The sequence below is a fragment of the Gordonia sp. SGD-V-85 genome, from assembly GCF_001456905.1.
Classification (GTDB): domain Bacteria; phylum Actinomycetota; class Actinomycetes; order Mycobacteriales; family Mycobacteriaceae; genus Gordonia; species Gordonia hongkongensis.
In genome coordinates, this window is record NZ_LNQO01000001.1 from 347,206 (window position 1) to 363,748 (window position 16,543).

Below are 16,543 nucleotides of genomic sequence, written 5' to 3' on the forward strand. Positions count from 1 at the left end.
CAAGGTAGATTGTCAACAATCTACCAATCTCCCGAGGGGGCGCATGACGGACGCCACGCGGTGGCTCAGCGCCACGGAACTGGCCGAGGCCTACCGTACCGGCGAGCTGACGCCGGATTCGGTGGCGGCGGAACTGCTCGACGCCATCTATGACGTCGATCCGTCCATCAATGCGTTCTGCCTCATCGACCGCGAACGCACGTGCGCCGAGGCCCGGGAGTCCACTGAGCGATTCGCCGCCGGGACACCCCTCGGCCCGCTCGACGGGGTTCCGGTCTCGATCAAGGACCTGCTGCTGACCGCCGGATGGCCGACGTTGCGCGGCTCGCTGATGATCGAGCCCGATCAGATGGTGTGGGACATCGACGCTCCCGCGGTGGCACGTCTGCGCGAGGCAGGTGCGGTCCTGCTCGGAAAGGTCACCACACCGGAATTCGGATGGAAAGGCGTCACCGACAGTCCGCGCACGGGCGTCACCCGCAATCCGTGGGACACCTCGCGTACGTCGGGCGGGTCGAGCGGAGGCAGTGCCGCGGCGCTCGCGGCCGGCTTGGGTCCGCTGTCGGTCGGCACCGATGGTGGCGGTTCCATCCGGATACCGGCCGCCTACTGCGGCGTCGTCGGGTTCAAGCCGACACTCGGCCGGGTGCCCATGTATCCGCCGAGCCCGTTCGCGCCGGTGGCCCACGTCGGTCCGATGACGCGGACGGTGTCGGATTGCGCTGCGCTGCTGGATGTCCTGAGCGGGTTCGATCCCCGTGACTGGTCCGCACTGCCGTTGCCGACAACCAGTGCGGTCACCGCGGTCGCCGACGTTCGCGACCTCGCCGATCTGCGTGTCGGCTACAGCGCCGATCTCGGCTTCGGCACCAACGACCCAGGCGTACAGGCCAACACCGACCGGGTGGCGTCGGTACTGGAACAGCTCGGGGCGACCGTGGAGAAGGTCGATCTCGGATGGGAGGACCCGGCCTGGGCCTACCACGTCATCTGGTTCGCGGGTGCCGACGTCGTCGTCCGCGGGCTCGGACCGCACGCGGCCGAACACGTGGACCCGCTGCTGATCGACGCGGTGGAACGGCATTCCGGTTTCACTGCAACCGATTTCGTCAGCGCAACCGCGCTACGGATGGAGATGGGTACCCAGATGAGCCTGCTCCATGAGGAATTCGACGTCCTGCTGACGCCGTCGATGCCGACGGTGGCATTCGAGGCCGGTCGTATCGTCCCGGACGGGGCGGGGTCGCCCGACTGGACATCCTGGACCCCCTACAGCTACCCGTTCAATCTCACCGGTCAGCCGGCGATCACCGTGCCGAGTGGATTCGCCGATGGTCTGCCGACCGGCGCACAGTTCGTCGGCGCCCGGCATCACGACGCGACGGTGTTGCGCGTCGCGGCAGCGTACGAGGCGGCCGCCGGCTTCACGATGTTGGGAGACCGCGCGTGACCGACGAACAGCGAACCGGCCCCGCGGCCCGACTTGACCGGTTCATCACCGTGACATTGGAGAAGCGCGGGGTCACGGCGGTCGCCCGGATGCTCGATGCCGAGGCGCCTCGCACCGCGGCTGCGGTCTGGGACGCATTGCCGCTGGGCGGTCAGGTGTTTCACGGAAAGTTCGCCCGCAACGAGATCTACACCCTACTGCCGGCCTTCTCCGCGACCGAACCGGGCATGGAGAACACCACCATCACGCCCATCCCGGGCGACCTGTGTTACTTCACCTTCGACGGGGTGCTCGAGAACCCGGCGTATGGCTACGAGCTCGGCTCGGCCCCCGCCGAGCACCGGCTCCTCATCGACCTCGCAGTGTTCTACGGCCGCAACAATCTGCTGGTCAACGGTGACGTCGGATGGGTGCCGGGCAATGTGTTCGCCACGATCATCGAGGGTCTGGACGACTTCGCCGCAGCCTGCAATGACGTCTGGATGGGCGGCGCGCGCGGGGAAACACTGACTTACGCGCGCCATTCACGGTAAGAAAGAGGGAATGACGGTGACCATGAAGGTGGGGGCGAAGACGCCGGGTCCACAGGACCCGGGGACGAATCGAACCGTCGTCGACCAGGCGAAACAGGACAAATCGCCACGTCGGCGGGTGCTGTCGCCGCTGGTTCAGGAATCGACACCGGCGATCATCGCGCGTAAGTTGCACGATGCGATCGCAAACGGGGACTTCGCGCCCGGCTCGCAGTTGACGGAGTCGGGGCTGGCGGCCGATCTGGGCGTCAGTCGTGGTCCGCTGCGCGAGGCCATGCAGCGCCTGACCGCGGAAGGACTGCTGGTCAGCCACCGTAACCGCGGCTTGTTCGTCGTCTCGATGGAAGAGGACGACATCCGGGACATGTACGTCGCGCGCACTGCGGTGGAACGCGCTGCTGTGCAACAGGTGATCGCGCACCGCGAGCGGGAGGCGGTGGAGGCACTGGGCGGCGCGGTCGACGCGATGCGCGTCTTCGTCGACGAGCCGAACGGTGCGGGGATGGCCGAGGCCGACATGGCCTTTCACCAGACCTTGGTGGAATATGCTGGAAGTCAACGACTTTCGCGGTTGCACGAGACGATCCTCGTGGAGACGCGAATGTGTCTGCGAGCCATGCGAGGGACGTACTCCTCGGGAAAGGACCGGATCGACGAACACCAGGCGTTGGTGGACGCCATTGCCGCGGGAGACGCCGCGGCGGCCGATGCTCTGATGATCGAGCACATGGCCGACGGGTTGCGTCGCCTGCTCGGGAACGGCGAGGACGCCGTGAACCTGCAGGTGGCGAGGGGCTGATCGCCCGCGGCCCCGGGTCCACCGATCGCAGCTACGAGATCGACCTCAGCGGCCCCACGACTCAGGAAGCGCAGATGAGCGACACGACGACAGCAGACAGTTACGAGCAGCTCGCACCAGACCCGAACTCACCAGAGGGCAAGAGACTTCTCCGCAAGGCCATCGGCGCCTCGGCGATCGGCAACGCGACCGAGTGGTATGACTACGGCGTCTACGCCGCGGCCTCGGTCTACCTGACGCAGGCGTTCTTCCCGGGGGAGTTCGGAACCGTCGGCACCATGCTGGGTTTCGCGATCTCCTTCGTCTTGCGGCCCCTCGGCGGTATGGTCTGGGGACCGATCGGCGACCGCATCGGCCGCAAATCGGTTCTGGCGATGACGATCCTGCTCATCTCCGGCGCGACCGCACTGATCGGCCTGTTGCCGACGCATGCGTCGATCGGGTTCTGGGCGCCCGTCCTGCTCATCCTGCTCCGTGTCATCCAGGGTTTCTCGACCGGCGGCGAATACGGTGGTGCCGCAACGTTCATGGCCGAGTACGCGCCCGACAACAAGCGCGGAAAGTACGGCTCGTTCCTCGAATTCGGCACCCTGGCCGGTTTCTGCGGCGGCACACTCTTCGTCCTCCTGCTGCAATTGGCGTTGTCCGACAGCCAGATGGATCAGTGGGGATGGCGCATCCCGTTCCTGCTCGCGCTGCCGATGGGCCTGATCGGGCTGTACCTGCGGTCGCAGATGGAAGACACGCCGGTGTTCCAGGAACTCGAGCAGGACAACGAGATCAAGGGCTCGGCCTGGACCCGGTTCAAGGATCTGCTGGTCAACTACCGGCGTCCGATCATCACCATGTTCGGTCTGGTGATCGCGCTCAACGTGGCCAACTACACCCTGCTGGCCTACCAGCCGACCTACCTGCAGAACACCATCGATCTGTCCGAGACCTCGGCCAGCGTCGTCAACCTCATCGGCCAGCTCGTGATGATGCTGCTGATCCCGTTCTTCGGATGGTGGTCGGACTCGACCGGCCGCAAACCCATGTGGTGGGGTTCGCTGATCGGCCTGTTCGTCCTCGCGCTGCCGCTCTACTGGCTGATGGGGCAGGGATTCGCCTGGGCCATCGTGGCATTCGTCATCCTGGGTGTGCTGTACATCCCCCAGCTGGCGACCATCTCGGCCACCTTCCCGGCGATGTTCCCGACCCAGGTCCGCTATGCCGGTTTCGCGATCTCCTACAACGTCGCGACCGCGGCATTCGGCGGAACCGCGCCGCTGGTCAACGATGCGGTGGTCGAGAGCACCGACTGGAACCTGTTCCCCGCGGTCTACATGATGGGTGCCTGCGCCATCGGCATGGTCGCCCTTTGCTTCCTCAAGGAGACCGCCGGTGCCTCGCTGCGCGGTACCGAGATCCCCAGTCTCGAGAACGATTTCACGGCGCTGCAGAAGCAGAAGGTGAACTAGGGGCCCAGCAGCCGCATCGCGGCGAGGGCGTAGGCTCTCGCCGCGATGACCAGGTCGGCGATGGCCACCGACTCGTCCGGTTGGTGGGCGTCGGTGTTGATGTTGCCCGGACCGAGAACGATCGACGGGACACCGAGGTCGCGGCTGACGAAGCCACCGTCGCAGGCGGCAGTCCAGCCGCCGACCGAGGTGTCCGCCCCGGCATCGGTGACCGCACCGACCGCTGTGGTGACGAGCGGGTGCGTGGCTTCCGTCGCGAAACCGGGCATCTCCATGGTCACCCGGACGTCGACGCTGATGCCGTCGGTGTCGATTCCTCTGTCGCTGATCGCTCTTCGCAGATCGTCGGCGATCCGGTGCGGGTCCTCATCGGGCATCAGGCGCCGGTCGATGCCGAGCGAACAACCCGGTGCCACCACCGAGATGCCCTGTCCGCCTGTGATGGTGCCGACATTCCAGGTGCCGTGACCGAGCAGGTCGTCGGCCGTCTCGGCCAGCCGTCCACCGTCGGCGCGGATGATGTCGACGACGGCGGCCGCGGCGTCGATGGCGCTGCGACCATCGGTGGGACGTCCGGAATGAGCCGCGCGACCGGTCACCTCGATCTCGATGTACGACGCACCGCGGCAACCCCGAACCACCTGCATGTCGGTGGGTTCGGCGACCACGCAGCCGCGGAACTCGAGGTCGGCGGGGCGGCCCACGAAGTCCCGCACCCCGGTCCCGTGTTCCTCCTCGTCGACGGTGCACACCAGGCGGACCGGTCCGGAGAGTTCGACCCCGACCTCGGCGGCCCGGCGTAGCGCGGTCATCGCCGCGACGACGGCGGCGAGTCCGCCTTTCATGTCGGTGGCACCGCGGCCGTAGATGCGGCCGTCGCGGATGCGGACCGTGTACGGGTCCGCTGACCAACCGGGACCGGCCGGGACCACGTCCGAATGTCCGAGGAACATCAGTCCCGGTCCGGTGCCGGCAGGCACGGTGGCGACGAGATTGGGCCGCCCCGGTGCCACTTCGTGGGTCACGACGTCGAAACCGAGCGCGCGGCAGGCACTCTCGAGCACGTCGACCGCGGCTTCCTCGGTACCGCCCGGGTTCTCGCTGGGCGCCTCGACCAGTGCCGAGGTGAGCGAGATGATCGCGGCCTCGTCGATGAAGCCGAGCACCGCGGTCTCGGCGGCGGTCAGGTCTGGTTCACGACTCACCCGGCCATCTTCTCAAGACTGGCCGTGAGACGTCGGACACCCTCGTCGATCCGTTCCGGGGTGCTCGACGCGAAGCAGAGACGCATCGAGTTGCGGAAGCGTCCACCGGGCGACAGCGCGGGGCCGGGAATGAACGCCACCCCGTCCGCGAGCGCGACCTCGAAGAGTTCTCGCGTGTCGATCTCGGCGAACTCGTCGCGCAACGTGACCCACAGGAAGAAGCCGCCCTCGGGGTCCGTGGTCACCACCCGATCGCCGAGGTGACGTCTGATGGCGTCGAGCATGGCCTCTTTGCGCTCGCGGTACAGCAGGCGAATCCCGGCGAGATGGTCCTCGAGTCCGCCGCGGGCGATGTACTCGGCGACGATGTGCTGGTTGGGCACGTTGGTGCAGGTGTCCATCGCCTGCTTGCCGTTGATCAGCAGCTGGCGTAGGGAGGGATCGGCGTCGACCCAGCCGACACGCCAGCCCGGCGCGAGGATCTTGGAGAACGTGCGCACCGAGAAGATCAGCGGGTCGCCGGGGCTGAGCGTCTGGAAGGTCGGGATGTCGGTGCCGGCGAATCGCAACAGCCCGTACGGGTCGTCGTCGATGATGACCGACCCCCAGGTGTGCGCCAGCCGCAGCAGTTCGCGGCGGCGCTCCTCGGACATGGTGACGCCGGACGGATTCTGGAATGTCGGGATCGTGTAGATCGCCTTCGGCGTCTGACGGGTGCGTGCGACGAGTGCCTCGAGCTGATCGACCTGCATGCCGTCGTCGTCGACGGGAACCTCGAGCAACTGCGCGCCGTAGGACAGCGCGGTCGCACTGCCGTTGGTGTACGTGGGGGATTCGACGATGACCAGGTCCCCGGGATCGACGAACAGCTTGCAGGCGAGGTCGAGTCCCTGCATCCCGCCGGTGGTGATGACCAACCGGTCGAGGGACGACGGGTCGGGGGTCGTGGCGAGATAATCGACGAGCAGTTGCAGCAGCCGGGGTTCGCCTTCCGTGGCCCCGTAGGTGAACGAGGTGTGATCGAGGATCTCACCGGCGATCTGACGGAACTCGTCGGCCGGTACGGCCTCGTCCGCGGGGGAGCCCATCGCGAACCGCACGATGTCGTGGGACTGCGCGGCGAGCAGCGAGGTCGACGAGTCGATCATCGAACCGACGAGGTCCTTGGCGCGGCCCGCCAACGGCAGTGTCGGTGCCGAATGCCGGTTCTGGTAGGCGGTTTCGGTTGTGGTCACTTTCTTCACCTCGTCTCGGCAGCCCTTCGTGGCTCGTCGCTTGCGCTCCTCGCACCTCAGGGATCAGATTGTGTGGTCGTCGTGCTGGTTTCGGACCTCAGGGATCAGATTGTGTGGTCGTCGTGCTGGTGTCGATCAGGTTGTGTGGCTACTTCTGGATCAGTTCGCGCGGGAAGTCGGTGAAGCATTCGACGCCGGTCGGGCTGACCCGAACCGACTCGGACAGCTCGAAACCGTAGTTGTCCATCCACATTCCGCAGACGATGTGGAAGGTCATGTTGGTCTCCAGTACCGACTCGTCCTCGCTGCGGATGCTGATCGTGCGCTCACCCCAGTCGGGCGGGTAGCCGATGCCGATCGAATAGCCCAAACGCGAGGGCTTCTCGAGGCCGTACTTCGCGAGCGTCCAGTTCCACGTCGAGGCGAGTTCGCGCGTGGCCACACCCGGCTTGATGGCCTCCAGCACGTTGTTCAGGCCCTCGGCGGTTGCCTTGGCGACGTAGTCGAGGTCCTTGCTCGGGGTGCCGAGGGACACCGTCCGGGCGAGCGGACAGTGATATCGGTTGTGTGCACCGGTCAATTCGATGACGACCGCCTCGTCCTCGACGAAAGTGCCCTGGTGCCATGTGAGGTGCGGGGTGTCGGCCGCCGCGCCGGTGGGCATCATCGGGACGATCGCCGGGTAGTCGCCGCCGTACTCCGGGGTGCCCGTGATCTGCGCCTGCGAGATGGCCGCGGCCGCATCGCATTGCCGGACCCCGATGTCGATGGTGTCGATGGCGGCGCGCATGGCCTCCGAGCACACCATCCCGGCTTGCCGCATCAGCTGAATCTCGGCGTCGGACTTCACCGACCGCACCCAGTTGACGAGTTCGAAGTTGTCGACGAGTTTCCACTCCGGGATCGCGTTGAACAGCGCCCGATAGGCTTTGGGAGAGAAGAAATGCGAGTCCATCTCCAGCCCCACCGAGCCGGCCTTGGACGCCGGTGCGATCTGGTGGCGCTGTCGCAGTGACCAGGCGACCCAGTCGAACGGGTGCAGATGTGGGCGCTGCACGTAACTCTCCGGGTAGCCGACGATCTGGTCGGCAGGCAACCACGACGTGCGATGTGCGCCATGCGCATCCATCTCGCGAGCGTAGAAGATCATCTCTCCGTCGATCGGCACGAACAGCATCTGCGGGGTGTAGAACGACCACGCGTTGTAGCCGATCAGATAGAAGATGTTCGCTGGATCGGTGACGATGATGGCCGAGAGCCCCTGACGGTCCATGAGTTCGCGGACCCGTGTCAGGCGCTGTTCGTACTCGCTGTCGGTGAACAGCTGAGCACCCAGGTACATGGTCTTCTCGCTCCTGTCTGAACGGGATGGATAACGGAACCCCTGTCAGCGACGGGGAATCGGCGTGGCGGTGTACTTCATGTCGAGGAATTCCTCGATGCCCACGCGTCCGCCCTCGCGGCCGAGTCCCGATTCCTTGACGCCCCCGAACGGGGCTGCGGGATTGGACACGGCGCCGGTGTTGACCCCGACCATACCGGTTTCCAGCGCGGCCGACAGTCTGGCGCAGCGGTCGACGTCCTGGCTGAACAAGTAGCTGACCAACCCCCACGGGGTGTCGTTGGCCAGTGCGATGACCTCGTCGTCGGCCGCGGGATCGTCCGCGTCGTCGGCGTTTCCGAACGGGATGATCGCGGCGACGGGCCCAAAGATCTCGGTACGAGTGAGATCCGCGTCGAGCCCGACGTCGGTCAGGACGGTCGGCGGATAGAAGAAGCCCGGGCCGTCCGGGTTCTCGCCCCCGCAGACGACCGTGGCGCCTTTGGCCACGGCATCGGACACCAGCGCCGAGACCTTCTCGACGGCTTTCGATTCGACGAGCGGGCCGACCTGCACACCGTCGGCCGCACCATCACCCACCTGCAACGCAGCCATCTTCGCGGCAAAGGCGTCGGTGAACTCGTCGATCACGCTGCGGTGCACGAAGACTCGATTGGCGGCCGTGCAGGCCTGACCGATGTTGCGCATCTTGGCGAACATCAGGCCGTCGACGGCCCGCGGGATGTCCGCGTCGGCGCAGACGATGAACGGCGCGTTGCCGCCCAGCTCCATCGACGTCCGCATGACCGTGCCCGCCGCCTGACGCAGGAGTAGTTTCCCGACCTCGGTCGACCCGGTGAAGCTGACCTTGCGGGCGAGTCCGCTCTCCATCCACTCGGTGACGACGGTCGACGGGTCGCTGGTCGTGACGATGTTCAGCACCCCCGCGGGCAGACCGGCCTCGACGAGGATGTCGGCCAGCAGCAGGGAGGTGAGCGGGGTGAGTTCGGCGGGCTTGAAGACCATGGTGCAACCGGCCGCGACGGCCGGCCCGATCTTGCGGGTCGCCATGGCCAGCGGGAAGTTCCACGGCGTGATGAGGATGCACGGGCCGACGGGCTGCCTGGTCACCACGACCCGGTGCGATCCGTCGCCGGTGGTGGTGGAGTCGCCACCGATACGCACGGCTTCCTCGGCGAACCAGCGGAAGAACTCGGCGCCATAGGCGACCTCGCCCTTGGCCTCAGCGAGGGGCTTGCCCATCTCCGCGGTCATCGCCGCGGCGATCTCGTCCGCGCGCGTCATGATGAGTTGATGTGCGCGATAGAGGATCTCACTGCGGAACCGCGGTGAGGTCGTGGCCCACTCGGCCTGGTGCGCGGCCGCGGTCTCGAGCGCGCGCCGAGCGTCTACGGCGTCGGCGTCGGCCACCTGGGCGAGTACCTCTTCCGTGGCCGGGTTCACGACGTCGAAGCGCTTGCCCGACGCGGCCGGAGCCCACTCGCCGTCGACGAACAGGTCGGTGTGGACGCGGGACACTGCTTCGGCAGCGGTCTGGGGCGCGATGGTCGTCATGGTTGTACTCCTGGAGTATCGGTATCGGGTGATGCCCTGAGCAGTTCGGCGAGATGGATTCCGCGTACGCGCGCGGGGGCGAGGGCGTCGTCGACGGCGGCGAGGTGTTCGACGGCCATCGCGCAGCTGAACCCGTCGGTGACGACGGCCCGCTGCGGCGCGTTCCGCAGCGCCGGTGCGAGTCCGTTCTCGGCGACGGCCATGCTCACCTCGTAGTGACCCTTCTCGAAACCGAAGTTGCCTGCCACGCCACAACAACCGTCCGCGGTGTGCACGGTGACCCCCAGGGCCTCCAGGGCGGTGATGCCGACCCGGGCGCCGAACACCGCGTACTCGTGGCAATGGGTCTGCAACGTCACCTCGTCGGGCAGTGGTGGTGGTCGCCAGCCGGCATCGAGCAGAGTGGGCACATGGGCGGCGAAACTTCGCACGCGTGCAGCCACGCGACGGGCGGCGTCGGTCGGCACGAGTTCGGGCAGGTCCTTCGCGAGCGCCGCGGCGCAACTGGGTTCGACGACGACGATCGGTCGGTCCGTCCCTTCGTCGAGGTCGGCGACGGTACGGCGCAGCACCTTTCGGGCACGATCGAGCTGGCCGGTGGAGATCCACGTGAGACCGCAGCAGTTGTCGGCCGCACAGCCGACGGAAGCTGATGCACGGTCGACGGGATCTGACGCACGGTCGACGGAGTGGGCGGCCCGGAGGATCTCGGCGACCGCGGTGGCCACCTGCGGCCGGAAGGCGCGGGTGAAGGAGTCGACGAACAGCACGACCGTGGACGACGCGTCGACCGGTGAGAGTGCACCGAGGTGGGTGCGCCGCGCACGCTGTGTCGCAAAGGCGGGCATCGTGCGCCGGGGGTCGAGTCCGCCGGCGCGCGCGGCGAGACCGCTCAGCCTGGATCGCAGTGCGCGGTTGAGGACCGGTGCCGCGAGCCCCGCCGCCGACAGCCACGCGGGCATCCAGCCGAGGGAGTAGTGCGACAGCGGGCGGAGCCGACGTCGATAGTGGTGGTCGAGGAACTCCGACTTGTAGGTGGCCATGTCGACGCCGGTCGGGCAGTCGGTGGAACACGCCTTGCACGACAGGCACAGTTCGAGCGCCTCCGCGACATCGGTGGACCGCCATCCCTCGTCGACGCTCGGCGCGGTGCGGACCATGTCCTGCAGCACACGGGCGCGCCCGCGGGTGGAGTCCTTTTCGTCGCGGGTGGCCTTGTAGCTCGGACACATCACCCCGCCGGAGTCCGCCCGGCACCGTCCGACGCCGATGCATCCCTGTACCGCGTGGACGAACGGGTCGACGAGCGGGAGTTCGTGCCCCAGGTCGAAAGCGGTGGGCCAGAGGCGACGTGGCACGTGGGCGAGGGCGAGGTCGGCGGTGATCGGGGGCGGATCGACGATGCTGCCCGGGTTGAGGATTCCGTGCGGGTCCCAGATCGCCTTGAAGCGGGTGAAGGCCGACATCATCGCCGGGCTGTACATGAGCGGCAGCAGCGCCGACCGGGCGCGTCCGTCACCGTGCTCACCGGACAGTGAACCGCCGTGTCGCACCACGAGTTCGGCGGCCTCGGTGCAGAAGCGTGCCATCACCGCGCGCCCCTCGGGGGAGCGCAGGTCGAACGTGATGCGCACGTGCATGCACCCGGCGCCGAAGTGGCCGTACATGACCCCGGTGAGGCCGTGCCGGTCGAGCAGGCCGGCGAACTCGTCGAGGTAGTCGGCGAGCCGCTCGGGTGCGACGGCCGCGTCCTCCCAACCAGGCCACGACTCGTAGCCCGCGCCGATGCTCTCGTCGTCGGGGTCGGCCAGTCGGGACGACAGACCCGCGCCGTCCTCGCGGACCCGCCACAGCGCCCGGCGGCGGGCGGGGTCGTCGACCACCGTGGCGTCGGTCATCCGTCCCTGTGCGCGCAGGTGGTCGAGCAACCGCTTGGCGGTCGCCGGTACGTCCGACTCGGATTGTGCGGCAGCGCTGTCCTCGTCGACATCGATGAACAACCACGCGGATCCGTCGGGCAGGCCGGCGACGGCGTCGTGGCCACGCCGCGCCGCCATCGTGGAGACGATCTTGCGGTCGATGCCTTCGATGGCCGACGGTGCGAACGGAAGGATCGCCGGTACGTCCCGGGCGGCGTCGGCGGGGGAGTGGTAGCCGACGCACAGCAGGAGCTGAGACGTCGGGACCGGTACCAGCGTGACGCATGCCGACACGACTATCGCGCAGGTTCCCTCGCTGCCGACGAGTGCGCGCGCCACGTCGAAACCGTTCTCCGGCAGCAGCTTCGCGAGATGGTAACCGGAGACCTGCCGCGGGATGGTCTCGAGCTGGGTACGCAGGATCGCCAGGTTCGCGGTGGTCAGCTCCCGCAGCGACGCGGTGATCGCGGCCGCCCGCTCCGCTGCCGCGGCATCGGCGGGATCGGTGGCCCGCAGGCCGTCACGGGTTGCGGTGAGCATCAGGCCGTCGGTGGTGACGAGGTGCAGTTCGACGATGTGGTCGCTGGTACGGCCGTACCGAACCGAGTGATTGCCGCAGGCGTCGTTGCCGATCGCGCCGCCGAGGGTCGCGCGCGAGGCCGAGGACGGGTCCGGCGCGAAGGTGAGCCTGCCGCCGGTGGCGGCTCGTGCGTCGGCGGCCAGTGTGGTCAGGACGATCCCGGCGCCCGCGACCGCGGTCGCGGATTCGGCGTCGACGGACAGGACGTGGTCGAGATGCCGGGACAGGTCGAGCACGACGCCGGGCCCGATCGCGTTGCCGCCCATGGAGGTCCCGCCGCCGCGGGGAACCACCGGGACGCGGTGGTCATGACACCACCCGACCACCGTCGCGACGTCGCGGGCGGTACGCGGGAAGGTGACCGCCAGGGGCGGGACACGGTAATTCGAGGCGTCGTAGGAGTATTCGGCCAGGCGACGTGTCGAGGCGTCCACATCGACACCGAGAGCGGTGAGTTCGGCTGCGATGTCCACCCGTGGCATATGAGACCGGGCTGTCAGGTCTAGCCCAGGGCCGCGGCGAGCGCGGCACCGAAGCGGGTGACGCCGAGGTCGATCTCCTCGGCGGTGACGACCAGGGCGGGGATCAGGCGCACGACGTTGGCCGACGGCCCGCACGTGAGCGAGAGCAACCCCTGGGTGGTGGTGGCCTGCTGAACGGCGAGCGCGGCCGCCGCGTCGGGCGTCGTGTTCCCGGCGGCATCGGTCGTGATGAACTCGATGCCGGCCATCAGCCCCAGCCCGCGGACGTCGCCGACGCCCGGGAACGGTGCACACACCTGCCGCAGGCCGGCGAGCAACTGCTCACCGCGGACGCGCGCGTTCTCGACGAGGCCCTCTGACTCGATCACATCGAGGGTCGCGATCGCGGCGGCGGCCGCGACGGCGTTGCCGCCGTACGTGCCGCCCTGCGACCCCGGCCACGCCTTGCTCATCAGTTCCGTCGGCGCCGCGATCGCCGAGATCGGGAATCCCGATGCCAGGCCCTTGGCGGTGATCAGGATGTCGGGGGTCAGGCCCGCCGCGTGCTGGTGACCCCAGAACCTGCCGGTGCGACCGAATCCCGCCTGTACCTCGTCGAGAACGAGGAGGATCCTGTGGCGGTCGGCGCGCTCGCGCAGGCCCTGCAGGAAGCGCGGCGGGGTGGGCAGGTAGCCGCCGTCGCCCAGCACCGGCTCGATGAGGAAGGCCGCGGTGTCGTTGGGGGCGACGCGCGACTGCAGCAGGTAGTCGAGTTCACGGAGTGCGAAGTCGACCGCGGTGTCGGTGTCCCAGCCGTAGCGGTAGGCATAGGGGAACGGAGCCATGTGCACGCCGCTCATCAGGGGCGAGAAGCCGGCGGAGAAGCGGGTGCCGGCCGTCGTCAGGCTGGCCGCGGCGACGGTCCGGCCGTGGAAGCCGCCCTGGAACACGATGATGTTGGGCTTCGCGGTGGCCATCCGGGCGAGACGGACGGCGGCCTCCACGGCTTCGGAACCGGAGTTCGCGTAGAAGACGGAGTCGAGGCCCGTGGGCAGTACCGCCCCGAGTCGGGCGGTGAGCTCGAGGAGCGGGGTGTGCATCACGGTGGTGTACTGCGCGTGGATGATCTTGGCGCACTGCGCCTGCGCGGCCGCGACGACGTGCGGGTGGCAGTGGCCGGTACTGGTCACGCCGATACCGGTGGTGAAGTCGAGATAGTCGCGACCGTCGGTGCCCCGGATCCACGAACCGGCCGCAGTGTCGACGACGACGGGAGTCGCCTGTTTCAGGGCGGGGCTCAACGACGCGGTCTGGTCGGTGCGGACCTGGGAACTGAGGATCTGGGACTCGACGCCGGCTGTCATGGCTACACGGTGACGCTCGATCGTACGATTGTCAACAATTAGACATCAGCGCTGGTCGTCGAGTTCGTCCAGGGCGGCGCTGAGATCGCGGAGTGCGGTCAAGGCGTGCTCCCACCGGGCCGGGTCGAGCGCGGTCGCCAATCGGATGGCCGCCGCGCGATGTCCCGGGTTGATCGCCCGGACGGCCGCGAGGCCGGCTGCGGTGGGGGCGACGAGCTTGGCGCGACGGTGGGCCGGATTGTCGCGGTACTCGGCCAGTCCGTCGGCGACGAGGAGGTCGGCGGTGCGTTGCACGCTCTGCCGCGTGATCCCCATCGCTCGTGCGATGCCCGCGACCGGCAGCGGTTCGTCGAGCACCGCGCCGAGCACCTGCCACCGCGTGGCGGTCAGCCCGGCGGGTTCGGCGAGACGCTCGGCGAGGCTGAGGAACTGGCCGTTCAGCCGAAACGCTGTCAGCGCGGAGGCCGACAGCAGGTCCTGCGGGTCTCTCACTGCTCGCCGGCCAGCGCGTAGAAGCCGCTGGGGTCCTGGTGGCCGTAGAGCTGGTACCAGGCGTCGAGCACCGGCGGCGTGTAGACGCCGAGCAGCGCGAAGACCTCCCGTGCGAAGTCGACCGGGGCGATCGCTGCCGCGGTGATGACGCCGCGGTCGGTGACGGCGGGGGCGTCGACGTAGTGGGCGGCCCCGGCATAACCGGTGGGCGACAACTGCTCCGGCGCGTTGCTGGTGTGGCGTCGGTCGTCGAGTAGTCCGGCACGCGCGAGACCCATTGTCGCGCCGCAGATCCCGGCTACCGGGGTGCCGGCGTCGGACCAGCGCCGCGCGGCGTCGACGAACGCGTCGTTGGTCTCCCAGATCTGGGCGCCGGGCAGGACGAGCATCGCGCTGTCCGCGGGCGTGATCTCGTCGAGCGTCGTGTCGGGCACCATCGTGACCCCGCCGATGGTGCGGACCGGCTCGGTAGTCGCGCCGACGGTCACGATCCGGAACGTTCCCGGCTCGGCCTGGTACTCGGGATTGTTGATGCCGGACGCGACGTACCCGAACTCCCAATCCGCGAGCGTCGGGTACAGGGCGAGATGGACGGTCTTCATGGTGCCTCCTTCGGACGACTATGACAGCATCCTGTCATTAATGACAGGATGCTGTCAATACCCGGTCCGCGAGGTCAGCTACGCAGGCGTTGCCGCAACGTCGGCCGCCCGGCGAGCGCGGGAGCCGTCTCGCGGATGACCATCAGGCAGCAGAAGCTGATCGCCATCAGGGCCGCCGCATAGAAGCCGACGGGGATCACGCTGCCGGTGGCGCTGACGATCCGGTTCGCGATCATCGGCGCCAGGCCGCCGCCCAGCACCGCGCCGACCTGGAAACCGATCCCGATGCCGCTGTAGCGCTGCGTGATCGGGAACAGCTCCGCGAAGGTCGTGAGCATCGGACCGTAGACGAAGCCGGTGAGCGCGAACCCGATCGAGATGACCGTGATGCAGGCCGCCAGGGACCCGGACGCGGTGACCCAGAACAGGATCGGCGCGAACAGCAGTGACGTGATCATCCCGAATCCGATCACCGGTTTGCGGCCGAATCGGTCGGACAGGTGACTGCCGAGCACGACGGTCGCGGCGTGACAGGCGAGCGCCAGCGTACTGCCCAGGACCACCGGCGACCGCTCGAAGCCGCGTCCCGGATCGGTCTCGGTCAGGAAGGACAGCATGAACGTGAACAACAGGAAGGCGTAACAGTTCTGACCGACGTTGATCCCGGCGGCCAGGGCGACGCGACGCCAGTTCTGCCGGAGAACCGCGAAGGCCGGCGGCGAGTTCTCCTCTGCCCGCTTGGACTCGACGAAGTCCGGTGTCTCGCTGACCCGGGACCGCGTCCACACCCCGATCGCCAGTACGACGCCGCCGATGAGGAACGGGATGCGCCAGCCCCACGCCAGGACCTGCTCCATGGGCATCAGCAGCACGAGCGCGAACGACAGATTGGCCAGGATGCCGCCGACCGGCGAACCGAGGGTGACGAAACACCCGTACAGACCACGCCGGTGCGCCGGGGCGTGTTCGGCGGCGAGCAGGGCCGCGCCGCCGATCTCACCGCCTCGTGAGATGCCGTGCACCATGCGGAGGAAGATCAGGATGATCGGCGCCACGATCCCGATGGCCTGGTAGTCGGGGAGGACGCCCATCGCCAGGGTCGACCCGCCCATGAGGAGGAAGGCCGCGGTCAGCGCCTTGCGCCGACCGAATCTGTCCCCGAAATGTCCGAAGATCAGGGCTCCGATCGGCGCCATCACGAAACCGACCGCGAAGGTCGCGAATCCGAGGAAGGTGCCGAACCAGGGATCGTCGACGTTGAAGAAGATCTTGTTGAAGACCAGTGCCGTCGCGGTGCCGTAGATCGCGAAGTCGTAGAACTCCATGATCGTGCCGACGCCGGACGCGACGGCGACGCGCGTGGTGCGCTCCCGCCGGGGCGCGGCGGCACTCGGTGCCGACGGGTCGGGTGGTGCAGAGTTGTCGAGAGTTACCACGGATCACTCCTCATCGGTGGTCGAACGGGCCGTGGAGGCCGGCGTTCGTTGGCTGTACTCGTGGATGAATCGATTGTGTCGGACCCGCGGCTCGCGGGGAATCGGGAAAAG

Annotated in this window: 13 protein-coding genes; 4 read left to right on the plus strand and 9 right to left on the minus strand. The window is 68.0% G+C overall.

What is annotated here, in order from left to right; all coding sequences use genetic code 11:
• Nucleotides 1-43 precede the first annotated feature (43 nt).
• From AS181_RS01525 to AS181_RS01540, 4 genes are all read left to right on the plus strand, one after another.
• A complete protein-coding gene (locus AS181_RS01525; protein ID WP_058249835.1) occupies nt 44-1,450 on the plus strand; it encodes an amidase in 1,407 nt (468 codons plus the stop codon).
• Nucleotides 1,447-1,983 carry a DUF3830 family protein gene (locus AS181_RS01530; protein WP_058249836.1) on the plus strand — a complete coding sequence of 179 codons (537 nt, stop codon included), beginning with the start codon at nt 1,447-1,449 and terminating at the stop codon, nt 1,981-1,983. The genes AS181_RS01525 and AS181_RS01530 overlap by 4 nt, the downstream gene beginning before the upstream one ends.
• Nucleotides 1,984-1,993: 10 nt before the next feature.
• Nucleotides 1,994-2,782, plus strand: a complete 789-nt coding sequence (locus tag AS181_RS01535) for a GntR family transcriptional regulator (protein WP_058249837.1) — start codon at nt 1,994-1,996, stop codon at nt 2,780-2,782.
• A gap of 74 nt (nt 2,783-2,856) precedes the next feature.
• Nucleotides 2,857-4,242, plus strand: a complete 1,386-nt coding sequence (locus AS181_RS01540; protein ID WP_058249838.1) for an MFS transporter — start codon at nt 2,857-2,859, stop codon at nt 4,240-4,242.
• On the opposite strand, the gene AS181_RS01545 is transcribed toward AS181_RS01540, so the two are convergent.
• From AS181_RS01545 to AS181_RS01585, 9 genes are all read right to left on the minus strand, one after another.
• On the minus strand, nt 4,239-5,447 hold the full coding sequence (locus tag AS181_RS01545; RefSeq protein ID WP_058249839.1) for a M20 family metallopeptidase: 1,209 nt from the start codon (nt 5,445-5,447) through the stop codon (nt 4,239-4,241). The two genes, AS181_RS01540 and AS181_RS01545, sit on opposite strands and share 4 nt — an antisense overlap.
• Nucleotides 5,444-6,682, minus strand: coding sequence for an aminotransferase-like domain-containing protein (locus AS181_RS01550; protein WP_058249960.1), 1,239 nt, complete (start codon nt 6,680-6,682; stop codon nt 5,444-5,446). The genes AS181_RS01545 and AS181_RS01550 overlap by 4 nt, the downstream gene beginning before the upstream one ends.
• Nucleotides 6,683-6,830: 148 nt before the next feature.
• Nucleotides 6,831-8,024, minus strand: coding sequence for a M24 family metallopeptidase (locus AS181_RS01555; protein WP_058249840.1), 1,194 nt, complete (start codon nt 8,022-8,024; stop codon nt 6,831-6,833).
• Nucleotides 8,025-8,069: 45 nt separating this feature from the next.
• Nucleotides 8,070-9,578 (minus strand): NAD-dependent succinate-semialdehyde dehydrogenase, encoded by a 1,509-nt coding sequence (locus AS181_RS01560; protein WP_058249841.1) that lies wholly within the window; start codon nt 9,576-9,578, stop codon nt 8,070-8,072.
• Nucleotides 9,575-12,559 (minus strand): FAD-binding and (Fe-S)-binding domain-containing protein, encoded by a 2,985-nt coding sequence (locus AS181_RS01565; RefSeq protein ID WP_058249842.1) that lies wholly within the window; start codon nt 12,557-12,559, stop codon nt 9,575-9,577. The genes AS181_RS01560 and AS181_RS01565 overlap by 4 nt, the downstream gene beginning before the upstream one ends.
• 20 nt (nt 12,560-12,579) lie before the next feature.
• Nucleotides 12,580-13,902: an aspartate aminotransferase family protein gene (locus tag AS181_RS01570; protein WP_058249843.1), complete on the minus strand. Its 1,323-nt coding sequence runs from the start codon at nt 13,900-13,902 to the stop codon at nt 12,580-12,582.
• Between the two features lie 45 nt (nt 13,903-13,947).
• Nucleotides 13,948-14,394: a MarR family winged helix-turn-helix transcriptional regulator gene (locus AS181_RS01575; protein ID WP_058249844.1), complete on the minus strand. Its 447-nt coding sequence runs from the start codon at nt 14,392-14,394 to the stop codon at nt 13,948-13,950.
• Nucleotides 14,391-14,996 carry a DJ-1/PfpI family protein gene (locus AS181_RS01580; protein WP_058249845.1) on the minus strand — a complete coding sequence of 202 codons (606 nt, stop codon included), beginning with the start codon at nt 14,994-14,996 and terminating at the stop codon, nt 14,391-14,393. Before AS181_RS01580 ends, AS181_RS01575 begins: the two co-directional genes overlap by 4 nt.
• A gap of 74 nt (nt 14,997-15,070) precedes the next feature.
• Entirely contained in the window at nt 15,071-16,432 is a 1,362-nt protein-coding gene (locus tag AS181_RS01585; protein ID WP_058249846.1) for an MFS transporter, read from the minus strand.
• Nucleotides 16,433-16,543 lie beyond the last annotated feature (111 nt).